We start from the raw sequence: 20,819 nt of genomic DNA, 5'->3' as shown, positions 1-20,819 counted from the left end.
TGCTCGATTTCTTGCTCGATTTCCGTCAGGCGAAGATGCCGAGCACGAGGACCGCGCCCAGGCCGACGAAGGACAACAGCGCCTGGGCGACCGTGTACACCTGGAAGGTGCCGCGTACGGACAGGCCCAGCAGCGTCTTGAAGATCCAGAAGGTGTTGTCGGTGACGTGCCCGCCGAAGGCGGCCCCGGACGCGGCAGCCAGCCAGATCAGCACCGGGGAGAGGCCCAGGCTCCCGACGACCGGCGCCAGCAGGGCCGCCGCGGTGATGGCGGCCACGGACCCGGAACCCTGGGCGAGGCGCAGCATTGCCGCGACCAGCCAGGCCAGCACCAGCGGATAGGCGGCGTTGGCGCTGAAGAGGCCGGCCACCAGGTCCCCGATGTTGGTTTCCGCGATGACCTGCCCGAGCGACCCCGCGACGCCGGTGAACAACAGGATGACGCCGCTGGTCCCAGCGGCCCTGACGACCACCTCTTCGAGGCCGAGTCGGCCCAGCGACGGCACGGCGAGGGCGGCGCCGATGAGCAGTCCGATGAGGAGGGCCACCACGGGGTTGCCGAGGAACCCGAGCAGGGCCACCTCCGCACCCAAGGCACTCGTGGTGGTGTCGAGCACGATGAGCACCAGCGGCACCAGCAGCGGCAGCAGGGCGACGATCAGCGGCAACTGCCTGCCCGGCGTCCCGGTGCTGACGGGCTGCGGGTCACGCGCCACGGCCGTCGTTCCCCCGCCGCGGCCCGGCTCCCCGGCCGGCTGGCCACCCGGGGCGGCCGGCTGTCCACCGGTGGGCTCAGCGGCGGACGGGCCACCGTAGCCAGCGATCTCACCCGTGTGCTGCGGGTCGGTCAGCGGGTCGTCATCCCGCTCCTCGTTCCACGTGTAGCGCATGAGCAGGACGTGCAGGGCGATGCTGACGACGATCACCACGATGCCGAACGGGATGCCCCACACCAGCATGGTGCCGAGCGGGATGTCGAGGGCGGCCGCGATGGCCAGCGCGGCGGCCCCGGGCGGAACCATCAGCAGCGCCACCTCGAGGCCGATGGCCAAGGCGCCGGCCAGGGGGGCGATGCTGAGCCCGGTCCGCAGGGCGATCGACCGGGCCATGGGCCCCAGGATCACGAGCGCGACGTCGAAATAGATCGCGGGGAAGACGATGCCCGAGGTCAGGCCCATGACGTAGGGGGAACGCTTGGCTCCGACGAGCCGCAGCATCCCGTCGACGACGCGGTGGAGCGTCCCCATCGCCGACAACAGCGTCCCGAGCATCACGCCGAACCCGATGATGAGCCCCACCTCGGCCATCAGGTTGCCGAAGCCCTCGGTGACGGCGGTCGTCGTCGCCTCGTAGCCGAGTCCTGCGGCGATGCCGAGATAGAGGGCGCCGATCACCAGCGAGATGACCGGGTTGATCTTCGCGAAGACGATGAGCCCGACGACGAGGGCAACCGTGATCGCGGTGTGGAGCAGGAGCGCCGTGGTGCCGGCCATGTCAGCTTCCCTCCGGTTCGCCGGAGCTGATGAAGCCGCAGGTCCCGATGGTGATCGGCGGGACCGCGCACCCGGCGCTCACCGTCTCCGGCGAGTTCTCGGTCGGGTGGCACTCCGCGGCTTCTTCCCATCGAGGGTCGCGGAGAGGTGGGGGCCGTTCGGTCATGGTGACCTCCGGTGAGCGTATGGGCGTCGATCCCCGCTGTCGTTAACTGTTAACAGTCAACTGGCAACGAGTGTGAATGGCCCGCGTCACAGTGTCAAGGGTCACTCCGTCGCAGCTCGCCGACGGCCTGCCGCCCGGGGGGCAGCGCCGGGAGGCGGCCGCCAGGCGGAATGACGCGGCGGCCGAGGTCGGTTGCGCGGAAACGGCGGCGCGCGCAGCAGTGCTGCGGCCGCCGGAGATCAGGCGGACTCGGGCGACTGGGCGAAGCGTTCCGCCGCGGACGCCATGTGCTCCTCGACGACATGCAGAGCGGCGGTCAGGTCGGCGCGCTCGATGGCGTCGACGATCGGGGCGTGCCTGTCGCGCGCCATCATGGGCGACTGCCACGCCGCACCGTTGAGGATGGCGACTCTCATCCGGCCCTCGAGGTGCCGCCACGCTTCGACGAGCATGGAGTTGCCGGCCTGCCGGCACAGCTCGTGATGGAACGCCAGGTCCGCGTCGATCCGCGCCCGGAAGTCCTCGTCCTCGTCGCGCAGTTCCTGGAGGGCCGTGCGCAGCGCAGCGACGGCGGCCTCGCGTCGCGGGGACGAGATGATCTCGCGGACCGCCATCCCCTCGAGGGCCGCCCGGACCTGGAACAGCTCACGGACCTCGGTAGGGGTCAGGCTGTTGACCCGGAGCATTCCGCGATTGCCGGCAGTGACCAGACCTTCCTGCTGGAGATGCCGCAGTGCCTCGCGCACCGTGCCGCGGCTGACCCCGAGAGAGTTGGCCAGTTCCACCTCACCGAGATGGTCGCCCGGGCGGTATTGACCGGAGATGATCGCCGATCGGACCGACTCCAGGGCCCGTTCCCGCAGCGTGCTGCGATCCAAGCTGGCCAGTGGCTCGATGCTCACGACGCACCTCCTCAGCCGTCAGCCTAGACACAGGGTGTCGACAGTGACCTGGTGACAGTCGACATCTCCCCCGTCGTGGCGATGAGCTCCCGCCGTGCCGGCGGCGCGTCGCGCGCTCAGACCTGCACCGGATGGGCGGGAGCCGCCCTTCCAGGACCGCCCGTGCGTCCCGAGCGGCGATGTCGGCCATGCGCCGCCGGGTGTCGAGGGTCGCGCTACCCACGTGCGGGGCGAGGACCAGGCGTTCCCGGACGGCCAGCAGCCGCGGATGGACGTGCGGCTCGTCTTCAGTCGGCCTTCGGCGCGAACGACAGCGAGTACAGGTGCGACGGCACGTCGCAGGCCGCGCCGGGGTAGGTGTTCTCCCGCCAGACGCCGCCGACGTCGTGGCTCTTCTCGAAGACCACGAGGTCCTCGACGCCCGACTGCTTCAGCCGCACCGCGGCGGCGAGCCCACCGAAGCCCGATCCGATGATCGCGACGCTGGTCATGACACCTTTCCTCAGGCGGCCGGGCGGGTGAACGCCTCGATGATCGTCAGCCAGTGCTGCAGAAACTGGTCGCGGGGCGCGTCCGGCTGCAGGGCGTAGGTCAGCGCCTGACCGCGCATCGAGGTGAGCAGGACCTGGTACATCGCCTCCGCAGCGGGGTGCCGGGCCACCTGCTCGCCGAAGACCTCGAACGCCAGCTGCCGCAGCTGCGCACCCAGCCGCCGCTCGTGCGGGAGGAGCGCGGCGCGCAGCTCCGGATCGGTGCGGGCCGCGGTCCAGAGCTCCATGGCCGCGACGAACAGCGGGCCGTGGAACCGTTGCCAGACCAGCTCCACGCCGAGCCGGACCCGGGCGGTGGACTCCTCCGGCAGCTCGGCGGCCGCCCGGCGGACGCTCGCGCTGAACTCCTCGTAGAGGTGATCCATGGCGGCGAGCATCAGCTCGGCCTTCGACGTGAAGTGGTGCGTGAGGGCCCCGCGGGAGACCCCGGCCCGGCGCTGCACCTCCTGGGTGGTGGTGCGCGCGTAGCCCAGCTCGACCAGCGCCTCCACGGTGGCGCGCAGCAGCGCCGTGCGGGTTCCCGCCCGCCGCTCCGCCTGGGTACGGCGAAGCGGCGGGCCGACGTCGGCCGTTGTGGCCACTGTGGCCGGTTCCCTGCTCAGGCGCCGACCGCGGCCCGGAGGCTGCCCGCCGGGACGGCCCGCTCCAGCAGGATCGCCGGCGGCCGGAACCGCTCCCCGTAGGCGTCAGCGAGTTCGTCGGCCCGTGCCACGAACCCGGCCACCCCGCCGGCGTACTGGTCGACGTACTGCAGGACTCCCCCGTACAGCGGCGGGAAACCGATGCCCATGATCGAGCCGATGTTGGCGTCCTCGACGCTGGTCAGCACCCGCTCCTCGACGCAGCGCGCCGTCTCCACGGCCATGGCGAACAGCAGGCGCTCCTGGGCGTCGGTGAACGGGACGCCGTCGTGCGCGGGGTAGAGCTCGCCCAGGCCCGGCCACACCCGCTTCTCCGGCTCCCAGTCGAAGAACCCGCGGCCGGCGGACTTGCCGGTCCGGCCCCGCTCGACCAGCGCGCGCAGCACCTCCAGGCCCGGGTGGTCCTCGACCGACCCCGCCTTGGCGGCCTCGTCGCTGATCTTCAGCGGCAGGCTTAGGGTTACCTCGTCCAGCAGCGTCAGCGGCCCGGCGGGGAAGCCGGCCTGCAGCGCCGCGCGCTCGATGCTCATCGGCGCCAGTCCCTCGGCCAGCAGCGCGGCGCCCTCCAGCACGAGGGTGCCGAACACCCGACTGGTGAAGAACCCGCGGCTGTCCTGGACGACGATCGGAGTCTTGCCGATCTGCCGGACGACGTCGTAGGCGCGGGCGAGCGCGGCGTCGCTGGTCCGCTCCCCCACGATCAGCTCGACGAGCGGCATCTTGTCCACGGGCGAGAAGAAGTGCATGCCCACGACGTCGGCGGGCCGCTGCACCCCCTCGGCAAGACCGGTGATGGGCAGCGTGGAGGTGTTCGACGCCAGCAGCGCGTCCGGCGCGGCGTGCGCCTCCGCCTCGCGCAGCACCCGGTGCTTGAGTGCGGTGTCCTCGAAGACGGCCTCGACGATCACGTCGCAGCCGGCCAGGTCGGCCGCGTCGGCGGTCGGCGTGATCCGGGCCAGGAAGGCGTCGGCCTGCTCCTGGGCCATCCGGCCGCGGGAGACCTGCTTGCCGACCAGACCGGCGACGTGCGCCTTGCCCTTCTCGGCCGCCTCGACGCTGACGTCCCTGAGGACCACCTCGACGCCGACCTTGGCGAAGGCGTGCGCGATGCCGGCGCCCATCATCCCGGCGCCGAGGACCCCGACCTCGGTCGCGCGGAACGTCTCGGCGACCTCGGGGCGGGAGGCGCCGCCGTTGACGGCGTTCAGGTCGAACCACAGCGCCTGGATCATGTTGGTCGAGGTCTGACCGACCACCAGGTCGACGAAGTACCGGCCCTCGACGACGAACGCGGTGTCGACGTCGACCTGCAGGCTCTCCACCGCCGCGGACAGGATCGAGTACGGCGCCGGGTAGGGCGCCCCCTTGAGCTGCTTGGTGAGGTTCGCCGGGAAGGCGGGAAGGTTGCCGGCCAGCGACGGCGAGGAGGGCGTGCCGCCGGGGACCTTGTAGCCCCTGACGTCGTACGGCTGCTGCGCGGTCTCGTTCGCCAGCACCCAGGCCCGCGCTCTGGCGATCAGCTCGTCGCGGTCGGCGGCCAGCTCGTGCACCAGCCCGAGCTCCATCGCCTTCTCCGGCCGGAGCTGCTGGCCCTGCAGCAGCAGCTCCAGCAGGGCGGTGGTCAGCCCGAGCAGCCGCACCGAACGGACGATCCCGCCGCCGCCGGGCAGCAGGCCGAGGGTCACCTCGGGAAAGCCCAGCTTCACCCTCGGGTCGTCGAGGACGACCCGGTGGTGGCAGGCCAGCGCGATCTCCAGGCCACCGCCGAGCGCGGCGCCGTTCATCGCGGCGGCCACCGGGATGCCGAGGGTCTCCAGCCGGCGGAGCTGGCTCTTGACCAGCGTGACCTGCTCGAGCACGTCGCCGCGGGTCTCCGGCGTCGCCTGGATCAGGCTGCCCAGGTTGCCGCCGGCGAAGAACGTCTTCTTGGCGCTGGTGAGGACGACGCCGCGGATCGCGTCCTTCTCCCGCTCCAGCCGGTCGACGGTCTCCCCCATCGACCGCACGTAGGCGTCGTTCATGGTGTTGGCCGACGACGCGGGGTCGTCGAGGGTGAGGACGACGATTCCGTCGGCGTCCTGCTCCCAGCGGATGGTGCTGTTGCTCATGCGGGGTGCTCCTCAGCCTTCGCGCTCAGACTCGTTCGACGACGGTGGCGATGCCCATCCCGCCGCCGACGCACAGGGTGGCCAGGCCGTAGCGCAGGTCGCGCCGCTCGAGCTCGTCGACCAGCGAGCCCAGGATCATCGCGCCGGTCGCCCCCAGCGGATGCCCCATCGCGATCGCGCCGCCGTTGACGTTGACCTGCTCGTGGTCGAAACCGGTGTCCTTCATGAACCGCAGGACGACGGCGGCGAACGCCTCGTTCATCTCGACCAGCTCGATGTCACCGACGGTCAGACCGGCCTTGGCCAGCGCCTTGTGCGTCGCCGGCGCGGGACCGGTCAGCATGATCACCGGGTCGGCGCCGGACAGGGCGGTGCTCACGATCCGCGCGCGGGGGGTCAGCCCGTTGCGCGTCCCGGCCTCCTCGGTGCCGACGACGACCAGCGCGGCGCCGTCGACGATGCCGCTGGAGTTGCCGGCCGTGTGCACGTGGTCGATCCGCTCGACCCAGTGGTACTTCTGCAGCGCGACCGCGTCGAAGCCGCCCATGTCGCCGATGCCGGCGAAGGCCGAGGGCAGCCCGGCCAGTGACTCGACCGTCGTCCCCGGACGGACGAGCTCGTCGGTGGCGAGCACGACGGTGCCGTTGCGGTCGGTCACGGGGACGACCGAGCGTTGGAACCAGCCGTTGGACCAGGCCTTCGCGGCGCGGGCGTGGGACTCGGCGGCGTAGGCGTCGACGTCCTCACGGCTCCAGCCCGCGAGGGTGGCGATGAGGTCGGCGCCGATGCCCTGCGGCACGAAGCCCGTCCGCGCCGCCGTCTCCGGGTCCATGGCCCAGGCCCCGCCGTCGGAACCCATCGGCACCCGCGACATCGACTCGACGCCCCCGGCCAGGACCAGGTCCTCGAAGCCGGAGCGGACCTTCTGCGCGGCCAGGTTCACCGCCTCCAGGCCGCTGGCGCAGAACCGGTTGATCTGCACGCCCGGCACGGTCTCGGGCAGGCCGGCCGCGAGCGCCGCGGTCTTGGCGATGACCGCGCCCTGCTCGCCGACGGGCGAGACGACACCCAGGACGACGTCGTCGATCAGCGCGGGGTCCAGGCCGGGGTTGCGACGGCGGACCTCGTCGATCAGTCCCGTGGTCAGGCTGATCGGCTTCACCGAGTGCAGCGACCCGGTCTTCTTGCCCTTGCCGCGCGGCGTGCGCACGGCGTCGTAGATGAACGCCTCAGCGGACATGCTGGACCTCTCGTCTTCCTGGGAGTGGGGGCTCAGACGCCGAGGGAGCGGCCGACGATCTCCTTCATGATCTCGGTCGTCCCGCCGTAGATGGTCTGGATGCGGGAGTCGAGATAGGCGCGCGCGACCGGGTACTCGAGCATGTAGCCGTAGCCGCCGTGCAGCTGGAGGCAGCGGTCGACGACCCGCTTCTGCAGCTCGGTCGTCCACCACTTGGCCATGGCGGCGTCCTCGACGGTGAACCGCCCGGCGTTGTGCTCGAGGATCGCCTTCTCCAGGTAGGTCTCGGCGATCGTCACCTCGGTGTGCATCTCGGCCAGCTCGAACCGGGTGTTCTGGAACTTCCCGATCGGCCGGCCGAAGGCGGTGCGGCTCTTGCAGTAGTCGACGGTGAGGTCGAGGATCAGCCGGCTCGCGGCCACGGCGACCGCGGCGATGGACAGCCGCTCCTGGGGCAGGTTGTTCATCAGGTGGAAGAAGCCGTGCCCCTCGGTCCCGAGCAGGTTGGCCGACGGCACCCGCACGTCGTCGAAGAAGAGCTCGGCGGTGTCCTGCGCCTTGAGGCCGATCTTGGCCAGGTTCCGGCCGCGTTCGAAGCCGGGCATGCCCCGCTCGACGACGAGCAGCGAGAAGCCGCGGGCCCCGGCCTGGGGGTCGGTGCGGGCCACGACGATCACGATGTCGGCGTTGATGCCGTTGGTGATGAAGGTCTTGGAGCCGTTGAGGACCCAGTCGTCGCCGTCCCGGCGGGCCGTGGTCTGCAGGCCCTGCAGGTCGGAGCCCGCACCCGGCTCGGTCATGGCGATCGCGGTGATGATCTCGCCCCTGACGAAGCCCGGGAGCCAGCGCGCCTTCTGCTCGTCGGTGCAGAGGTCGATCAGGTAGGGCGCGACGACGTCGTTGTGCAGGCCGAAGCCGAGGCCGCTCGCCCCCACCCGGCTGACCTCGGCGGCGAGGATCGCGTTGTAGCGGAAGTCCTTGACCCCGCCGCCCCCGTACTCCTCGGGCACGTCCATGCCGAGCAGTCCCTGCTCACCGGCCTTGAGCCACACCGACCGGTCGACGATCCCCGCCTCCGCCCATGCCTCGTGGTGCGGCACGACCTCCTTGGCGAGGAAGTCGCGCACCATCGCGCGGAACGCAACATGGCTGGCCTCGTAGAGCGCGGACTGCACAGGAGCCTCCGGGAGCTCGATCCAGATCGGCGCGGCGGTCGCCGTGGACGACAACATACAGACCGTTCGTTCTGTATCTGCGCGAGCCGCGTCACACAGCCGCACCCATCCCCGATCGGTGCCGTTGCGCCCGAGAGCACCTGACCGCCGGCGCCGATCGGTGCTTGGGTGCGCACACGGCAACTGGTGCGACGCGTGTGACGGGAGCGGTGGACACGGAACCGGCGGTGCTGGCGCGACGGCCGGAAGGCTCGGACTCTGGTCGACATGACCAGCGTCTACGCGTACGGAACCGCCCACGCGGTCGTGATGGTCGGCTCGTACGGCGCAGAGGGCCTCAAACCGCGGCAGATCGGCCCGGCACACGCCACGATCGGCCGGGTCAGCGGGCAGAGCCGCAAGGCGCTGTGCGGCGCCTACGTCTCCATCGACGAGCAGCAGCCGTGGCCGCCGGAGGGATACCACGAGCAGCAGCTCTGCCCGAACTGCGCCACCCTCGCCGCGCTCTGAGCCTCAGCCCCCGGCGACCGAGGGCAGCACCTGCACCACCGTCCCGTCGGCCACCGGCGTCGCCAGTCCCCCGCTGAAGCGCACGTCGTCGCCGTCGACGTAGACGTTCACGAAGCGGCGCACCTGCCCGGTCTCGTCCCGGATCCGCCGGCCGAGCAGCGGGTGCTCGGTGGCCAGCACGTCGAGGAGGTCGGCGACGGTACCGCCGCCCACCTCCAGGTCGAGATGCTTCGCCCCGCCGGCCAGGTCGGCCAGGACGCCGGGCAGCACCACCTCCACGCTCATCCCGCTCGCCTCACGCCAGCCGGGCCGCGCGGACGGTGAGGACGTCGGGCAGGTGGTCGACGAGCAACGTGAACGAGTCGCCCTCGTCGGCGCTGGCGTAGACGCAGCCGTCGCGCGTGCCGAAGTAGAGACCGGTCGCGTCGTGGCCGTCGGCGCAGAACGCGTCCCGCATGACGGCGCTCCAGTTGCCGTCGGGCAGGCCCGCGCCCAGCTCGGTCCAGGTCTCCCCCGCGTCACGGCTGCGGTGCACCCGCAGCCGGCCGCCCGGCGGCACCCGCTGCATGTCGGCGACCAGCGGGATCACCCAGACGGTGCCCGGGGCGTGCGGGGAGGCGACGATCGGGAATCCGAAGTCGGCGGGGAGGCCCTCGGCGATCGACGTCCACGAGCCACCGCCGTCGTCGGTGCGGAAGACCCCGAAGTGGTTCTGCGCGTACAGCCGGTCCGGGCCCCTCGCGTCGACCGCCACCTTGTGGACGCACTGCCCGTACTCGGGCAGCTGATCGGGCAGGAAGACCGCGGTGACCCCTCGGTTGCGCGGCTGCCAGTCGTTCCCGCCGTCCTCGCTGACGTAGACCCCGCCGGTGCTCATGGCGACGGTCACCCGGTCCGACGCCGGGTCAGGCAGCACGGTGTGCACCGCACCTCCCCCGCCGCCGGGCTCCCACGTCCTCCGGTGCGGGTGGTCCCACAGCCCCCGGACCAGGTCGAAGGAGCAGCCGCCGTCGGTGCTGCGCCACAGCGAGTGCGGCTCGCAGCCGGCCCACACGACGTCGGCGCGGTCGGCGCTGTCCGGCCGGAGCTGCCAGATCCGGGCCAGCGCGGCGTCCTCACCCTCGGAGAAGCGGGTCGCCCCGTGGTCGGTCTCCTGCCAGGTGGCCCCGAGGTCGTCGGACCACATGACGGTCGGGCCCCAGTGCCCGTACTGGATGCCGGCCAGCAGGCGGGGCTGCGGCCGCCGGGTGTCGATCGAGACGGCCGCGACCTCCTGCGCGAGGAGGTGCGGGCCGTCCACCGTCCACGTACGGCGGCCGTCGTCACTGCGGGCGAGCCACAGCCCCTTGCGCGTACCGATGGCCAGCAGGTCTGTCATGACGCCCCTCCGAGGTCGACGGATCGACGTGAGGGCGACCGTAGGGCCGGGTGCCGACAGGAACGGGACCTGCCGGGGTGGTCCCGGACGCCCTCACGGAGAGACAGACCGTCCGGCGCGCCGGAACTCAGCGGCGGGTCGCGCCGCTTCCTCCAGGCTGCTCGGGGTGCGCGGTCCGGTCCGGCTGACCGGGCTGACCGGGCTGACCGGGCTGACCGGGCTGACCCGGCTGACCGGTCTGCCCCGAGTGACCCGTCTGGCCGGAGTGACCGGCCCGGTCGGCGTCGTGTCGGGAGTGCCCGTCGTGGACGACGTCCGGCGCCAGCTTCTCGGCCTTGGCGCGCAGCTGGTCGGCCTCCGCGCGGGCCTCTCCGGCCCGCGCCGCGCGCTCACGCGCTTCCTGCTCGGCCAGCGCCGTCCGTTCCTGCACCTCGGCTCGTTCGCGGCGCGCACGGGCGGCCTGCTCCTCGGCGAGCGCCTGCTCCTTCTCCGCTTGGGCGCCGCGAACCTGCGCCTGCTGCAGGTGCTCGCGCGCCTGCTCCCGCTTACGGGCCTTACCCACCCGCGAACGCTTGGCCAGGGCGAGCGCCAGCACTGCCACCAGCACGACGGCGACGACCACGATCAGGACGATGACCCACGTGTCCACAGCGACCCCTCCTCGGTAGCGCTGATCTTGTGCCCCGGGGTCGCCCGACGAAACGCCGGAAGATCGTCAGGCGCTCACTTCAGCGCGCTGCCGGCCTGCCATTCCTCCCACGGGATCGTCCAGTCGTAGATGTCGCCGTCAGCAGCGGAGAGGTCCGGGCCGATGGAGTTCTTGATCTCCACGACGTCGCCCGGCTGGGAGAACTCGTAGAACCAGGCGGCGCGCTCGGTGGAGAGGTTGATGCAGCCGTGGGACACGTTGCTGTTGCCCTGCTGGGCCACCGACCACGGGGCGGCGTGCACGAACTCCCCGTTGTTGGACAGGCGGACGGCGTACTCGACCGGGGTGCGGTAGCCGTTCGGGCTGTCGACCGGCACGCCGAAGGTGCTGGAGTCCATGACGCGCTCGCGGTTGAGCTCGGTGACGACGTGGGGGCCGTTGCGGCTCGGGAACTCGGGCCCGCCGGCGCTCATGGGGTAGCTCTGCACCAGCCGGTCGCCGTCGTAGACCTCGAGGGTGTGGGTGGCGGCATCGGCGATCGAGACGTGCCGCGCCCCGATGGAGAAGGACACCGAGCGGTTCTTCTCGCCCCAGACGCCCTCGCCGAAGTCGACGCCGTACAGGTTGGCGTCGAGCGTCACCTCGGTGTCCGCCGGCCAGTACTGCGACGGCCGGAAGTGCACCTCGGCGTCGCCCAGCCAGCTCCACACGCCGTCGGTGGGCCGGGAGGTGGTGACCTTCAGGTGGCTCTCCACGGCGGCCTTGTCGGCGACCGGGTCGTCGAAGTAGACGCGGATCGGCATGCCGACGCCGACGGTCTGCCCGTCGAGCGGGCCGATGGACGGCGTCGACAGCGTCTCGGGGGTGACGGTGGTGAAGGTCGACGACGCCGTCACCTCCTCGTCGTCCTCGTTCACCGCCGAGGCGGTCAGCGTGTACTCGGTGCCGTAGTCCAGAGGGGCCTCCGGCGTCCAGACGGCGCCGTCCGCTCCGTCCCCCGCGGCGACCGTGCCGGCAACCGCAGCGCCGGCGCCGTCGACGAGGGTGACGTCGCCGAGCTCCCCGTCGGTCACCGTGATCTCCAGCGGGACCACGGGCGAGACGTCGACCGAGCCGTCGGGCACGGCGAGGGCCACCTGTGCGTCCGGGGCCTCGGCGGCGACGTCTTTGGACCCGCCGTCGGCGTTACCGCACCCGGTCAGGAAGATCAGCGCTCCCGCGCCGATCATGGCGGCTGTCCGTCGCACCCTGCCCCGTCCTCTCCCTGGAAATGTCGACCCGGTGACGCCCGGACCGTGGACCAGACCCCAGTGTCCACGGAGGGGACGACAGATCGAGGAGTCGAGCATCACTCCGGGTGCTCGCCTGCGGGCGACGCGGCGCTGGTATCGTTCTCCCTCGTTGCCCAGCAGGCCGGGCGACACGCGCCATTAGCTCAATTGGCAGAGCAGCTGACTCTTAATCAGCGGGTTCGGGGTTCGAGTCCCTGATGGCGCACACAGCAACAGGCCGCTGACTTGCGGCTTCGGCCAGCTTGACAAGATCGATGAGGGGCCGGACCGGCCAGCTGTCCGCAAACAGTCCGCAGAAGTCCGCGATCAGCCATTCTGGGAACGGCCTGGGCGGCCACCTCCGATCCGGTGCCACGGAGCGGCGCGGTCCATGCCTGCTCACGATCGCCGTGCCCGTCCTCGTCGCCACCGGCGGTCTCACCGCGGAGGGTGTGCCGGCGTCCCGCCTGCCGGCCCGGCGCTTCCCCGCGCAGCTGGACGAGTTGCTACAGGTGCTCCGCGCGCACGAGCAGGCGCCGGCCGGCGCGGTCGCCGCGGACTCGCGCTGACCGCTGCACCGGCTGATCCGGGCCGCAGCGCCGCGGCGGCTCATCCGGTACGGGCCCGCGGAACTGTCACACCGCTCCCGCATGCTGCACGCGGCACCGGACGCACCGGGGCAGGCGCCACCCCGGGCGAGCGACCTGTCGACCGGGGCTCTGGTCGCTGACACTGTGTCCAACTACAGTCCAAGTCCCCCGTGCCGAAGAAGGAGGTGTGCTGGACATGAGCGAAGAGACCGGTCCGCTAGCCGGGCTGCCCCCCGCGGACCGGACCCTGCTCGTCCGACCGCCACTGGAACTGGCGATTCTTGAGGTCCGCTTCCGTGCCGAGGGCGCCGACGTCGCCCCCGAGGTCGCACTGCAGGCTCGGGACCGACTGGCCAGCCTGGGGCACTCCTACGCCCGGATGGAGGAGGCGCAGGAAGGGCGCATCGAGATCCAGATGCAGCCCGGCGCCGCCCCCATGTCCCAGGTGCAACAGGTCGCCCGCGGCTGGCAGCTGAACGCCACCGACGGCACCGGGCACATCACCCTCCTGCCCGGGTCGGTGGCTCTGCAGACCACCCGGTACGAGCGGTGGAGCCGGACCCTCAACCCGGTACTCGAGGCGCTGATGACCGTCACCGAGGAGCTGTTGGCCCCTGCGCTCGTGGAGAGGATCGGACTGCGCTACGTCGACCGGTTCACCGACCCAGAAGCCCGAACTCCGGCGAGCTGGCGGGAGCGCATCCACCCCGACCTGCTCGGCGCCGTCCTGCACCCGGTGTTCGGACAGCACGTGCGGGGCGCGCAGCAGCAACTGGAGCTCAACCTCGGGCCCGCGCAGGGGGCCCTTCTCCGGCACGGCCCGTTCCTCGACCTCGCCGTCAGCGGCGCGATCAGCTACCTGGTCGACATCGACGTCTACGACGCCGAGGCCAGCCGCTTCCGCTCTGCTGACCTGGTCACCCGGGCCGAGGTGCTCAACCGGACCGCTGCCTCGCTGTTCCAGGCGACGGTCACCGCCGACTACCTGCGTACGCTCCAGCGCGCGCAGGACGACGACCGCATCGAGGAGACGACGCCATGACGCTCGCCCTGGCGCCCACCGGCGCGTCGCTGGGCGAATACGAGCGGCTCGCCGCCCATGACATGGAGTCCGTCCAGCAGCACACCCGGCTGCGGGCGATCGCCGATCCGGCGCTGCGCGGCGCCCTGCACCTCTTCGACAGCGTCTCGGCGTCGCCGATGAGCATGGTGCGGGCGCTGCAGTCGTCGACCGGGCTGACCGAGACTTTCCTGCTGGACCGTGGAGCAGAGTTCTTCGACGTCGTCTCCACCATCGCCGCGCAGGCGACGGCCGCGAGCGCCGCCCTGGACGCCGGCACCGCGGCCGCCGAAGCCGACGACGAGGTCGACGCCGCCATCTCCGGGCGCGACGACGCGGTGGCAGTGGTCGACGCGCTCACCGCCCGCCTGGACCTGCCCGTCCGTGACGTGCTCGCCGCCGCCGGAATCCGCAAGAGCACCTTCTACACGTGGAAGGCGCCCGAGGCGCGGCGACCGCGGGTCGCCAGCCAGGGGCGGCTGTGGGTGCTCGCGCAGGCCGTGGAGGACCTCGAAGAGTTGGTCGGCGGCAGCCTGCGCGGCTGGCTGCTCGCCGATCCCGCCCGCCTCCCACTGCTGCGCCGCGGCGAGCTCGACGCGCTGCTGCGAGTCGCCGAACCGCCGGCGTCCGCGCTCACCGCCGATGCTCCCGGCTACCCGGCTACCTACGGCGTCGGTGGCGACCACGTCGAGCCCGACGACGACCAGCGCCCCGTGTTCGCCCGTGGGCGGACGTTGTCGGCCGTGGCCGCACCCCGCCGACGCATCGATCGGCGGCCCCGCTGACGTGCCGGAGCAGCACCGGTCCGCCGGCCACATCCGCCGTGGGCTCGACGCCGCTTACATCGCGCGAGCGCTGGGCACACCGGCGTTCACCGACGGCCTCGCCGAGTGGCGTCAAGGTGACCTGATCCGCGACATCGGGCTGTTCTGGGCGGGCACCGAGGACGACCCGCTGACCGGTCTGCAGGTCCCCGTCAGCCCCGGCCACCGCTGGCCGGTGGTTGCCTGGGACGGCGTGGCCGCTTGACCGGCGGACGAACCGGCGGGCACCGCAGCCGACCAGCCCGACGGCCCGCCGCTGGTACCTGAGTGGGGGATCATCACCTCCCAGACGTGCGACGTCGTCGCCACCGGCCCCGGCGCCCGGCATCCCACCGTGCAGGTCTCCCCGCTGCTCGACCTCACCGGCGCCGATCCCAACAAAGTTGCCGCGATCCGCCGGCACATGAACGTCGACCTCGCCCCGGTGTCCACGGTCCCCGGCGGCGGCAGCTGGGCGGCGGACCTGCGGATCTCCCTGCCGGTCAGCAAGGCCGTCCTGCTGCAGCAGGAGCGGCACCACGGCTTCGACGACCCGGCCGGCGCGCATGCCTTCGCCGAGCGTGTCGCCGGCAAGTTCCGCCGGGCCGCACTGCACGACGAGCTCAGCGTGGGGCTCGTCGCCGGGCTGGAGCAGGCGGTCAAGCAGGCGAAGAAGGCGGGAGCGGTGTGGCCCGACGAGATCGAACAGTTCCGTCTACTGATCACCCGCGGCGACCGGCTCCACCCCAAGAATGTGGCGGTGCTGGCCGTCACGCTGGCGGACAAGCTCTCCCCGGAAGAGATGGAGCCGCTGCGGAAGTGGCGGACCCAGGAGCGGCGGCTGCTGTGCGTCAGCGACATCCAGCTCGATCCGGTCCGCTTCCGCAGCGTCGACGGGGTGGGGGCGCGCGACTATCGGGCCAGCGACTGGCTCCGCATCACCGAGCTGGGACAGCAGACTTTCTGGTGACCCTCCCGGGCGACGGGGCGCACGGCCGGCGGGTGGTCGACGGGAGCGCGCCCGTGAGAGCCGCGGCCTGGTGCCTGGCCAATGGGCCCGGGCAAGCGCGAGCGTGTAGTTCTTCTGCAGTACGCCGGAGCCGGTCAGGCGATGACACCGGAGAAGTACTGGAGGACGACGTCAGGACCGCCGAGTCGCTGTGGCGCGCCTCAGCGAGCACCCCGACCCACGCGACTGGCGCCGGTCCAGGCCCTCCGTCGGGCCGCGTTCATCGCGTCGGTCATCTCGTCGAGCTGGTCGGCCAGCAGGTACCCGTACAAGTCCAGGATCATGGTTGCCGAGGGCTGGGACGGGACTCAAGACCTCCGCCGGGACTCCTGCCGGCCGACTCATGCGTCGGTCGGCACCGCGCGTTCGCGTTGCACGTCGATCCAGGCCTGGAGATCGCCGCGGCGGTAGAGGACGCGGCGGCCGAGGCGGAAGCTGCGGGGGCCGGTGTTGCGGTGCCTCCAGTACCGGAGCGTGGCGACGGGTGTGCGCAGTTCCGCGGCCTCGGCGATGGTGAGCAGGTCGGTCTCGTGGCCGGCGGGGTGGTCGAACATGGCTGTCTCCCGAGCAGATCGCGTGGTTGGTCCGACACCGATAGAAGGCGTCCGTTTCGAGCCATTGCTGACACCCGACGGCCAGTTTCTGGGGCGACCTGCGGTTCTTCTTCGGTACGCGTCCAGTTGGCCCCCAGTCCGCATCCAGCCGGTCGCCTTTCTGCTGTTCTACTGCCGCCCCACCGGGCAGGTGAGGTCAGTCCCCCTCGCTGCGGTAGCAGGGCGCCGGCTGCCGCCCGTTCAGCGCCCGATGCCGCGGCCGGGGCCGGAGCGGTGCTGGAGGTAGCCGAGGTGGCGCAGGTCCTCGGGCCGTGGCTGGCTGAGGCGCCGTTCCGGCGCGATGGGCTGCTTCGCCGGGACCGGGCGCGGGCGCTGCCGGTCGAGCTGGCTGGGGCCGCGCCGGCCTGCAGGCTCGCCCTGCAGCGTGGCGATGCGCGTGCGGGTGGCGGCCAACTGCTCGCGGGTGGCGCTGAGATCGCGTTCGGCGTCGTCGAGCCGGGTGGCGGGGTCAGCGGTGTCGCCCAGATTGCCGAAGCGGGCAGCGCGCTCGTCGTCCTCGCGACGGGCCTCTGCCAACGCCCGCCCCGCCACCTCGGCGGCGGCGCGGGCGGCCTCGGCTGCCGCGGCCAAGGTGGCGCGTTCGGGATGCGCCGCCTCGGCGGCGCGACGGGCGGCGACGTCGAAGGCTCGCCACAGCTTGGGCAGGTCGTCGAACCAGCCGGCCACCGCCGCGATCTGCTGCGGGTCGGTGGGCAGGCCCGGCAGCTGCGCCCGCCAGCCGTCGGCCCAGTCGGTCAGCTGCTCCCTTGCCTGAGTAACCGCGCCGCGGTGGCGGCCGAACCGGCCCGGTCCGACCTGCACGATCCGGGCGGCAGAAGAGGCGTCGCCACGCTGGGCGTCCCAGGCGGCCAGCAGCCGGTCGCGCACCTTCGCGGCGTCGGCGGCGACGGTCGCGGCGCTGGCGTCGGCCCGCTCCCGGGCCTGCTCGGCGTCGTGGCAGGCCTGCCGGTGGCGGGCCTGCAGCTGTCGGTCCGCGGGGGTGTCAGGCGGGTGTCAGGTGCCGCGGTGGCGTGGCGGGCGGTCAGTCGGGCGGTCAGGTCGGCCTCCACGGCAAGGACCAGTGGCGAGGTCCAGGCCCGGATGTGCTCAGGCACCGCGTCCCGCTGGAGGAGCGGCACGCACTCGCTCATGGCGCGAGCGGTGAGGTCCTCGGCCAGCTCGATGCGCACCGCCGCCTCGACGACGACGCCTTCGGCCGCGATCAGCCGCTCCACCTCTCCCCGCACGTCTGCGGCGTTCCAGGCCGAGCGGGCGGCAGCCAGCCGGGTCAGCGCCCGGGCCGCGAGCGCGTCCCGGTCCAGGGCCCCGACCGGGGCGGGTGCCAGCACCACGGGCTGCGCGGCGGCGCGGAAGCCGAGCTCGGCGAGGTCGGCCCGCCAGCGCTCGCTGACGGCCGCACCGGGCTGGGGGGTGACCTTTTCCGGGCGGTCCTCGGCCCAGGCGCGGGCGTCCCAGGCGCGGTGCAGCGCGGGGCCGGGGGTTTCGCCGGGGTGCGCGGCGGTCCATTCCCGTTCGTAGCGGTCCACATTCCGCGCGATCTGCGCGTGCCGGGCGCTGAACGGGCCCACGTAGTCGGCGAGCTGCGGTATTTCTCCTGTCGCGTCTTTGGTGTAGCCGCGGGCGGCCAGTGCGGCGTTAAATTCCGGGTCGGTGCCCATCGCGGCGTGCCCGATCCCGTTGATCGCGTTCAGGAAATCGCGGACGCCGACGGTGTGCAGGCCACGCCATTTGGCCGCGGCGTACACCCTGGACAGGAACTGGAGGTGCAGGTGCCAGTGTGGATCGTTCTCACGGGAGGTGAAGTGCCGCACCGTCGCTGCCTCCAACACCTCCACCGGCACCTGCACCTGACCGCCGGCCGGCCCGATCCGGGTGGTCGCGTGCTCGGACAGCCAGGCGACGATCTGCTCCGCGGCTCGGCCCTGCGCCGCCTCGTACGCCGCGGCGATGTCCGGGTGCAAAGCCGCCGCCAGCGACCAGCTTTTCGGCCCGTTGACCGCGACCTCCACGAACCGCACCGTCTGCGCGTCGGAACGCAGCCGGCCCCGTGGCTGACCGGACTCCGGGTCCCGCCCGGCCACCCAAGTCTCATAGGCGTCGCCACTCAGCGGGCCCAGTTCAGCCACCCGGCCATCGGTGGCGGTGAACCGTCGGGCGAGCCCGGTTCCCTCGGTGAGGTAGTAGTCGTCCGCCCGGCCCCGGTCGGCCTCCACATAGCACCGGGCGGCCGCCGGCGCGCCGGAGTACACCTTCATTCCGCCGTGCATTCTCAACGCGATCCAACAATGTCCAACACGTCACCCCGAGAAACGACGATGGCCCCGCGAAACGGGGCCGGCCTGCCTATCTTGATAGCATGCGTGCCGTCATTCTCAAAGGGCTTCCAGAAGTTCCTCTGAGCCATTTCCGAAAGCACGACGGCCATCGATATCGGAAGTTATTGGTGAGCGTTGCCGGTTGTGGAGATGTAGGCGCGCCGTGTTCGCAGTGCCGGGTCAGCGATGATGGCGCCGTGCATGTGGACGAGGCGGACCGTGTCTACCGCGAGCTCAGGGAGGCGGCGGCCGGCCCGCCGGAGACGTACGCGCGGGTGCTGGAGCGGGCGCTCGCGGCCTGCGCGGCCGACCCAGCGGCGGATGAATGTCTCGACGTGCTGGAGCTGCACGACGAGCTCGCCGAGGCCTACGACCGGCTGGGCCGGGTGGAGGACGCGCTGCGGCACGCGGACGTGCTCGTCGAGCGCGGCTACCGGAGCGCACCGGATCCGCGCTGCCGGCGGGCGGAGATCCTGACCCGCCACGGCCGGCTGCAGGAGGCGGCGACGATCTGGGACGAGGTCGCCCGCGACACCCCGGACGACGTGTGGCTCTACAACAACGCCGGGCTCGAGTACGGCGCGATGGGCGAGCACGAGGTCGCGCTCGGCTGGTTGACGAAAGGCCTCGAGCTGGCCGTGCGCACCGGGGACCCGGAGCGGCTGGTGGGTCAGCTGCGGGATCTGCGGGCGGAGAGCCTGGCCGCGCTGGGGCGAGAGCCGGACGGGCTGCAAACCGCCGAGCCCCGGCCGGCGGCGCGCACGCCGGCACCCCGACCGAGGCCGGCCGACGCGCCGGCGCAGGTCACGCGCGGCCGAGTCGAGCAGCCGCCGGTGGCCTGGGCATGGCTGCCCGCCGACGAGTACCCGCACCTGGAACAGCGCTGGCCCGACATCGCCGACGCTTCGACCGTCCGCGACGAGGCTGGCGGCCTGATCGGCCATGCAACCTACTGCCGCCGGATGGAGGGGCGGCTGCGCGAGGCGTCGGATGCCGGCATGACCGCGATCCGCATCGCGCCGCTGCGGTGGGCGGACTACACCGCTTGGCAGGAGGAGAGCCGGGAGGAGGGCGAACCGGCGCAGCTGCGCGCCCGCTACGCCGCCGACCTCTGCAACGACCCGACGCGGGTGATCAACTGGCCGCCCGGCCGCAACGAGCCGTGCTGGTGCGGCTCAGGGCGCAAGTACAAGAAGTGCTGCGCCGCGCCGGGCGCCGGTGGGGTTCGGTGAGGACCACCCGGCTGCGGGTGACCCTGCGCGAGGTCACGCCCGCGGCGCAGCGGGTGATCGACGTCCCGGCCGCGATCACCCTCGACGAGCTGCACGAGGTGCTGCAGGTCGCGCTCGGCTGGACCGACTCGCACCTGCACCAGTACCGCACCGACTCGGCTGTCTACTCGGTACCGCTCGACGACTGGGACGATGAGGGCGAGACGGACGAGTGGGGGGTGCGGCTGTCCGCCCTCCCGTCTCAGTTCACCTATCTATACGACTACGGCGACGGGTGGGCCCACGACGTCGAAGTGGTCGGCCCCGGCGGCAGCGCCGCCGGCTGCGTCGACGGCCAGGGCGCCTGCCCGCCGGAGGACTGCGGCGGCCCAGGCGGCTACGCCGAGCTGCTGGCGGCGCTGGCCGATCCACGGCACCCCGAGCACCAGGCAATGCGCGAGTGGGTCGGCGACCGGCTGCGCCCGTTCGACCAGCAGGCGACCGACCGGCGGGTGCGTAACGCGGTCGGCCAGGTCCCGGAGAGCGTCCGGCTGCTGCTCGGCCTGCTGGTCGACGGGGTCAAGCTCACCCCGGGCGGGCGCCTACCCCGCGCCGTGGTGCGGGCCGTTCAGGAACAGCGCCCGGCCTGGTATCCGCTCGGCCGGCCGGCATCGATCGAGGAGGACCTGCTCCCGCTGGCCGCGCTGCACGACATTCTCCGCCACGTCGGCCTGCTGCGACTGGCGGGCGGCGTGCTCCGCCCGACGAAGGCCGCCGGTGACGAGGTCGAGACCGTCCGCCGGCTGCGCACCTGGTTCCCGCCGCGGGGCTTCTCGACCATGGCCGCCGAGCGCGCGGTGGCTATCGTCGCCGCGCGAGGACCGCTGACGACCCGTGATCTCGCCGCCGAGGTCTTCTCGATGCTCGGCCAGGGCTGGTGCCGCGGGAACGACCCGATCACGGTCACGGACGTCGAACACGAGCTCTACCGCCTGGAGAACCAGCTAGAGGCGCTGGACCTGCTCGCGACCACCCGACCCGCGTGGACCGCCGGACCGTCGGCCCGCTCCCTGCTGCCCGGCGCGACCCTGCTGGCCGACCTCGTCTGAAGGGCCGCTGTTCGCAAGCACGCCA

The 20,819-nt window shown here is 72.3% G+C and carries 22 protein-coding genes, 1 tRNA gene and 1 pseudogene; 9 read left to right on the top strand and 15 right to left on the bottom strand.

The window, feature by feature from the left end:
• Positions 1–25: 25 nt before the first annotated feature.
• The 7 genes from CHB94_RS13905 to CHB94_RS13875 all read right to left on the bottom strand — a co-directional run bounded on the left by CHB94_RS13905 (position 26) and on the right by CHB94_RS13875 (position 8,332).
• Positions 26–1,492 (bottom strand): GntP family permease, encoded by a 1,467-nt coding sequence (locus CHB94_RS13905; protein ID WP_089337159.1) that lies wholly within the window; start codon positions 1,490–1,492, stop codon positions 26–28.
• Between the two features lie 405 nt (positions 1,493–1,897).
• Entirely contained in the window at positions 1,898–2,560 is a 663-nt protein-coding gene (locus tag CHB94_RS13900) for a GntR family transcriptional regulator (protein ID WP_176445562.1), read from the bottom strand.
• A gap of 287 nt (positions 2,561–2,847) precedes the next feature.
• Positions 2,848–3,051 (bottom strand): NAD(P)-binding protein, encoded by a 204-nt coding sequence (locus tag CHB94_RS13895; RefSeq protein WP_089337158.1) that lies wholly within the window; start codon positions 3,049–3,051, stop codon positions 2,848–2,850.
• A gap of 11 nt (positions 3,052–3,062) precedes the next feature.
• Positions 3,063–3,692, bottom strand: a complete 630-nt coding sequence (locus CHB94_RS13890) for a TetR/AcrR family transcriptional regulator (RefSeq protein WP_176445561.1) — start codon at positions 3,690–3,692, stop codon at positions 3,063–3,065.
• Between the two features lie 17 nt (positions 3,693–3,709).
• Positions 3,710–5,860: a 3-hydroxyacyl-CoA dehydrogenase NAD-binding domain-containing protein gene (locus tag CHB94_RS13885; protein WP_089337156.1), complete on the bottom strand. Its 2,151-nt coding sequence runs from the start codon at positions 5,858–5,860 to the stop codon at positions 3,710–3,712.
• Positions 5,861–5,885: 25 nt separating this feature from the next.
• Positions 5,886–7,100, bottom strand: a complete 1,215-nt coding sequence (locus CHB94_RS13880) for an acetyl-CoA C-acetyltransferase (protein ID WP_089337155.1) — start codon at positions 7,098–7,100, stop codon at positions 5,886–5,888.
• 32 nt (positions 7,101–7,132) lie between these two features.
• On the bottom strand, positions 7,133–8,332 hold the full coding sequence (locus CHB94_RS13875; protein ID WP_176445560.1) for an acyl-CoA dehydrogenase family protein: 1,200 nt from the start codon (positions 8,330–8,332) through the stop codon (positions 7,133–7,135).
• Between the two features lie 210 nt (positions 8,333–8,542).
• Here CHB94_RS13875 and CHB94_RS13870 point away from each other — a divergent pair, with 210 nt between their 5' ends.
• Entirely contained in the window at positions 8,543–8,785 is a 243-nt protein-coding gene (locus tag CHB94_RS13870; protein WP_089337154.1) for a hypothetical protein, read from the top strand.
• A gap of 3 nt (positions 8,786–8,788) precedes the next feature.
• Here CHB94_RS13870 and CHB94_RS13865 read toward each other — a convergent pair whose 3' ends face one another.
• The 4 genes from CHB94_RS13865 to CHB94_RS13850 form a co-directional block, all read right to left on the bottom strand.
• Entirely contained in the window at positions 8,789–9,070 is a 282-nt protein-coding gene (locus CHB94_RS13865) for a MoaD/ThiS family protein (protein ID WP_089337153.1), read from the bottom strand.
• 10 nt (positions 9,071–9,080) lie between these two features.
• The gene (locus tag CHB94_RS13860; RefSeq protein ID WP_089337152.1) at positions 9,081–10,163 is read right to left on the bottom strand and encodes a WD40/YVTN/BNR-like repeat-containing protein; all 1,083 of its coding nucleotides are present in this window, start codon (positions 10,161–10,163) and stop codon (positions 9,081–9,083) included.
• 127 nt (positions 10,164–10,290) lie between these two features.
• Entirely contained in the window at positions 10,291–10,812 is a 522-nt protein-coding gene (locus CHB94_RS26205; protein WP_254920632.1) for a hypothetical protein, read from the bottom strand.
• Between the two features lie 74 nt (positions 10,813–10,886).
• The gene (locus tag CHB94_RS13850; protein ID WP_254920631.1) at positions 10,887–12,059 is read right to left on the bottom strand and encodes a L,D-transpeptidase; all 1,173 of its coding nucleotides are present in this window, start codon (positions 12,057–12,059) and stop codon (positions 10,887–10,889) included.
• Positions 12,060–12,236: 177 nt separating this feature from the next.
• Here CHB94_RS13850 and CHB94_RS13845 point away from each other — a divergent pair.
• The 6 genes from CHB94_RS13845 (at position 12,237) to CHB94_RS13820 (ending at position 15,506) form a co-directional block, all read left to right on the top strand.
• A tRNA-Lys gene (locus CHB94_RS13845) sits at positions 12,237–12,309 on the top strand.
• 49 nt (positions 12,310–12,358) lie between these two features.
• Positions 12,359–12,652 (top strand): hypothetical protein, encoded by a 294-nt coding sequence (locus CHB94_RS25215; RefSeq protein WP_089337150.1) that lies wholly within the window; start codon positions 12,359–12,361, stop codon positions 12,650–12,652.
• Between the two features lie 217 nt (positions 12,653–12,869).
• Complete coding sequence (locus CHB94_RS13835) at positions 12,870–13,715, top strand: TIGR04255 family protein (protein WP_141137504.1); 846 nt, start codon at positions 12,870–12,872, stop codon at positions 13,713–13,715.
• On the top strand, positions 13,712–14,518 hold the full coding sequence (locus CHB94_RS13830; RefSeq protein ID WP_089337148.1) for a hypothetical protein: 807 nt from the start codon (positions 13,712–13,714) through the stop codon (positions 14,516–14,518). Before CHB94_RS13835 ends, CHB94_RS13830 begins: the two co-directional genes overlap by 4 nt.
• A gap of 1 nt (position 14,519) precedes the next feature.
• A complete protein-coding gene (locus tag CHB94_RS13825) occupies positions 14,520–14,762 on the top strand; it encodes a hypothetical protein (protein ID WP_089337147.1) in 243 nt (80 codons plus the stop codon).
• 129 nt (positions 14,763–14,891) lie between these two features.
• Positions 14,892–15,506, top strand: a complete 615-nt coding sequence (locus CHB94_RS13820; RefSeq protein ID WP_089337146.1) for a hypothetical protein — start codon at positions 14,892–14,894, stop codon at positions 15,504–15,506.
• Positions 15,507–15,706: 200 nt separating this feature from the next.
• Here the strand turns inward: CHB94_RS13820 and CHB94_RS26200 are convergent, their stop codons facing one another.
• The 4 genes and pseudogenes from CHB94_RS26200 to mobF all read right to left on the bottom strand — a co-directional run.
• Complete coding sequence (locus CHB94_RS26200) at positions 15,707–15,829, bottom strand: hypothetical protein (protein WP_254920630.1); 123 nt, start codon at positions 15,827–15,829, stop codon at positions 15,707–15,709.
• 57 nt (positions 15,830–15,886) lie between these two features.
• Positions 15,887–16,099 (bottom strand): helix-turn-helix transcriptional regulator, encoded by a 213-nt coding sequence (locus CHB94_RS13815; RefSeq protein ID WP_089337145.1) that lies wholly within the window; start codon positions 16,097–16,099, stop codon positions 15,887–15,889.
• A 240-nt stretch (positions 16,100–16,339) separates the two neighbouring features.
• Positions 16,340–16,960: a hypothetical protein gene (locus CHB94_RS13810; protein ID WP_089337144.1), complete on the bottom strand. Its 621-nt coding sequence runs from the start codon at positions 16,958–16,960 to the stop codon at positions 16,340–16,342.
• A 173-nt stretch (positions 16,961–17,133) separates the two neighbouring features.
• Positions 17,134–18,414: pseudogene (gene mobF / locus CHB94_RS13805) on the bottom strand (MobF family relaxase); the annotation flags it as partial.
• Positions 18,415–18,671: 257 nt separating this feature from the next.
• On the opposite strand from mobF, the gene CHB94_RS13800 reads away from it, so the two are divergent.
• Both CHB94_RS13800 and CHB94_RS13795 read left to right on the top strand, forming a co-directional pair.
• Positions 18,672–19,706 (top strand): SEC-C domain-containing protein, encoded by a 1,035-nt coding sequence (locus tag CHB94_RS13800; RefSeq protein ID WP_141137503.1) that lies wholly within the window; start codon positions 18,672–18,674, stop codon positions 19,704–19,706.
• The gene (locus tag CHB94_RS13795) at positions 19,703–20,794 is read left to right on the top strand and encodes a plasmid pRiA4b ORF-3 family protein (RefSeq protein WP_089337177.1); all 1,092 of its coding nucleotides are present in this window, start codon (positions 19,703–19,705) and stop codon (positions 20,792–20,794) included. The genes CHB94_RS13800 and CHB94_RS13795 overlap by 4 nt, the downstream gene beginning before the upstream one ends.
• Positions 20,795–20,819: the final 25 nt, after the last annotated feature.

This window comes from Blastococcus mobilis (assembly GCF_900188025.1).
Classification (GTDB): Bacteria; Actinomycetota; Actinomycetes; order Mycobacteriales; family Geodermatophilaceae; genus Blastococcus_B; species Blastococcus_B mobilis.
Note: the sequence above shows the minus strand (reverse complement) of the source record. Positions and strands in the feature narration are given on the sequence as shown.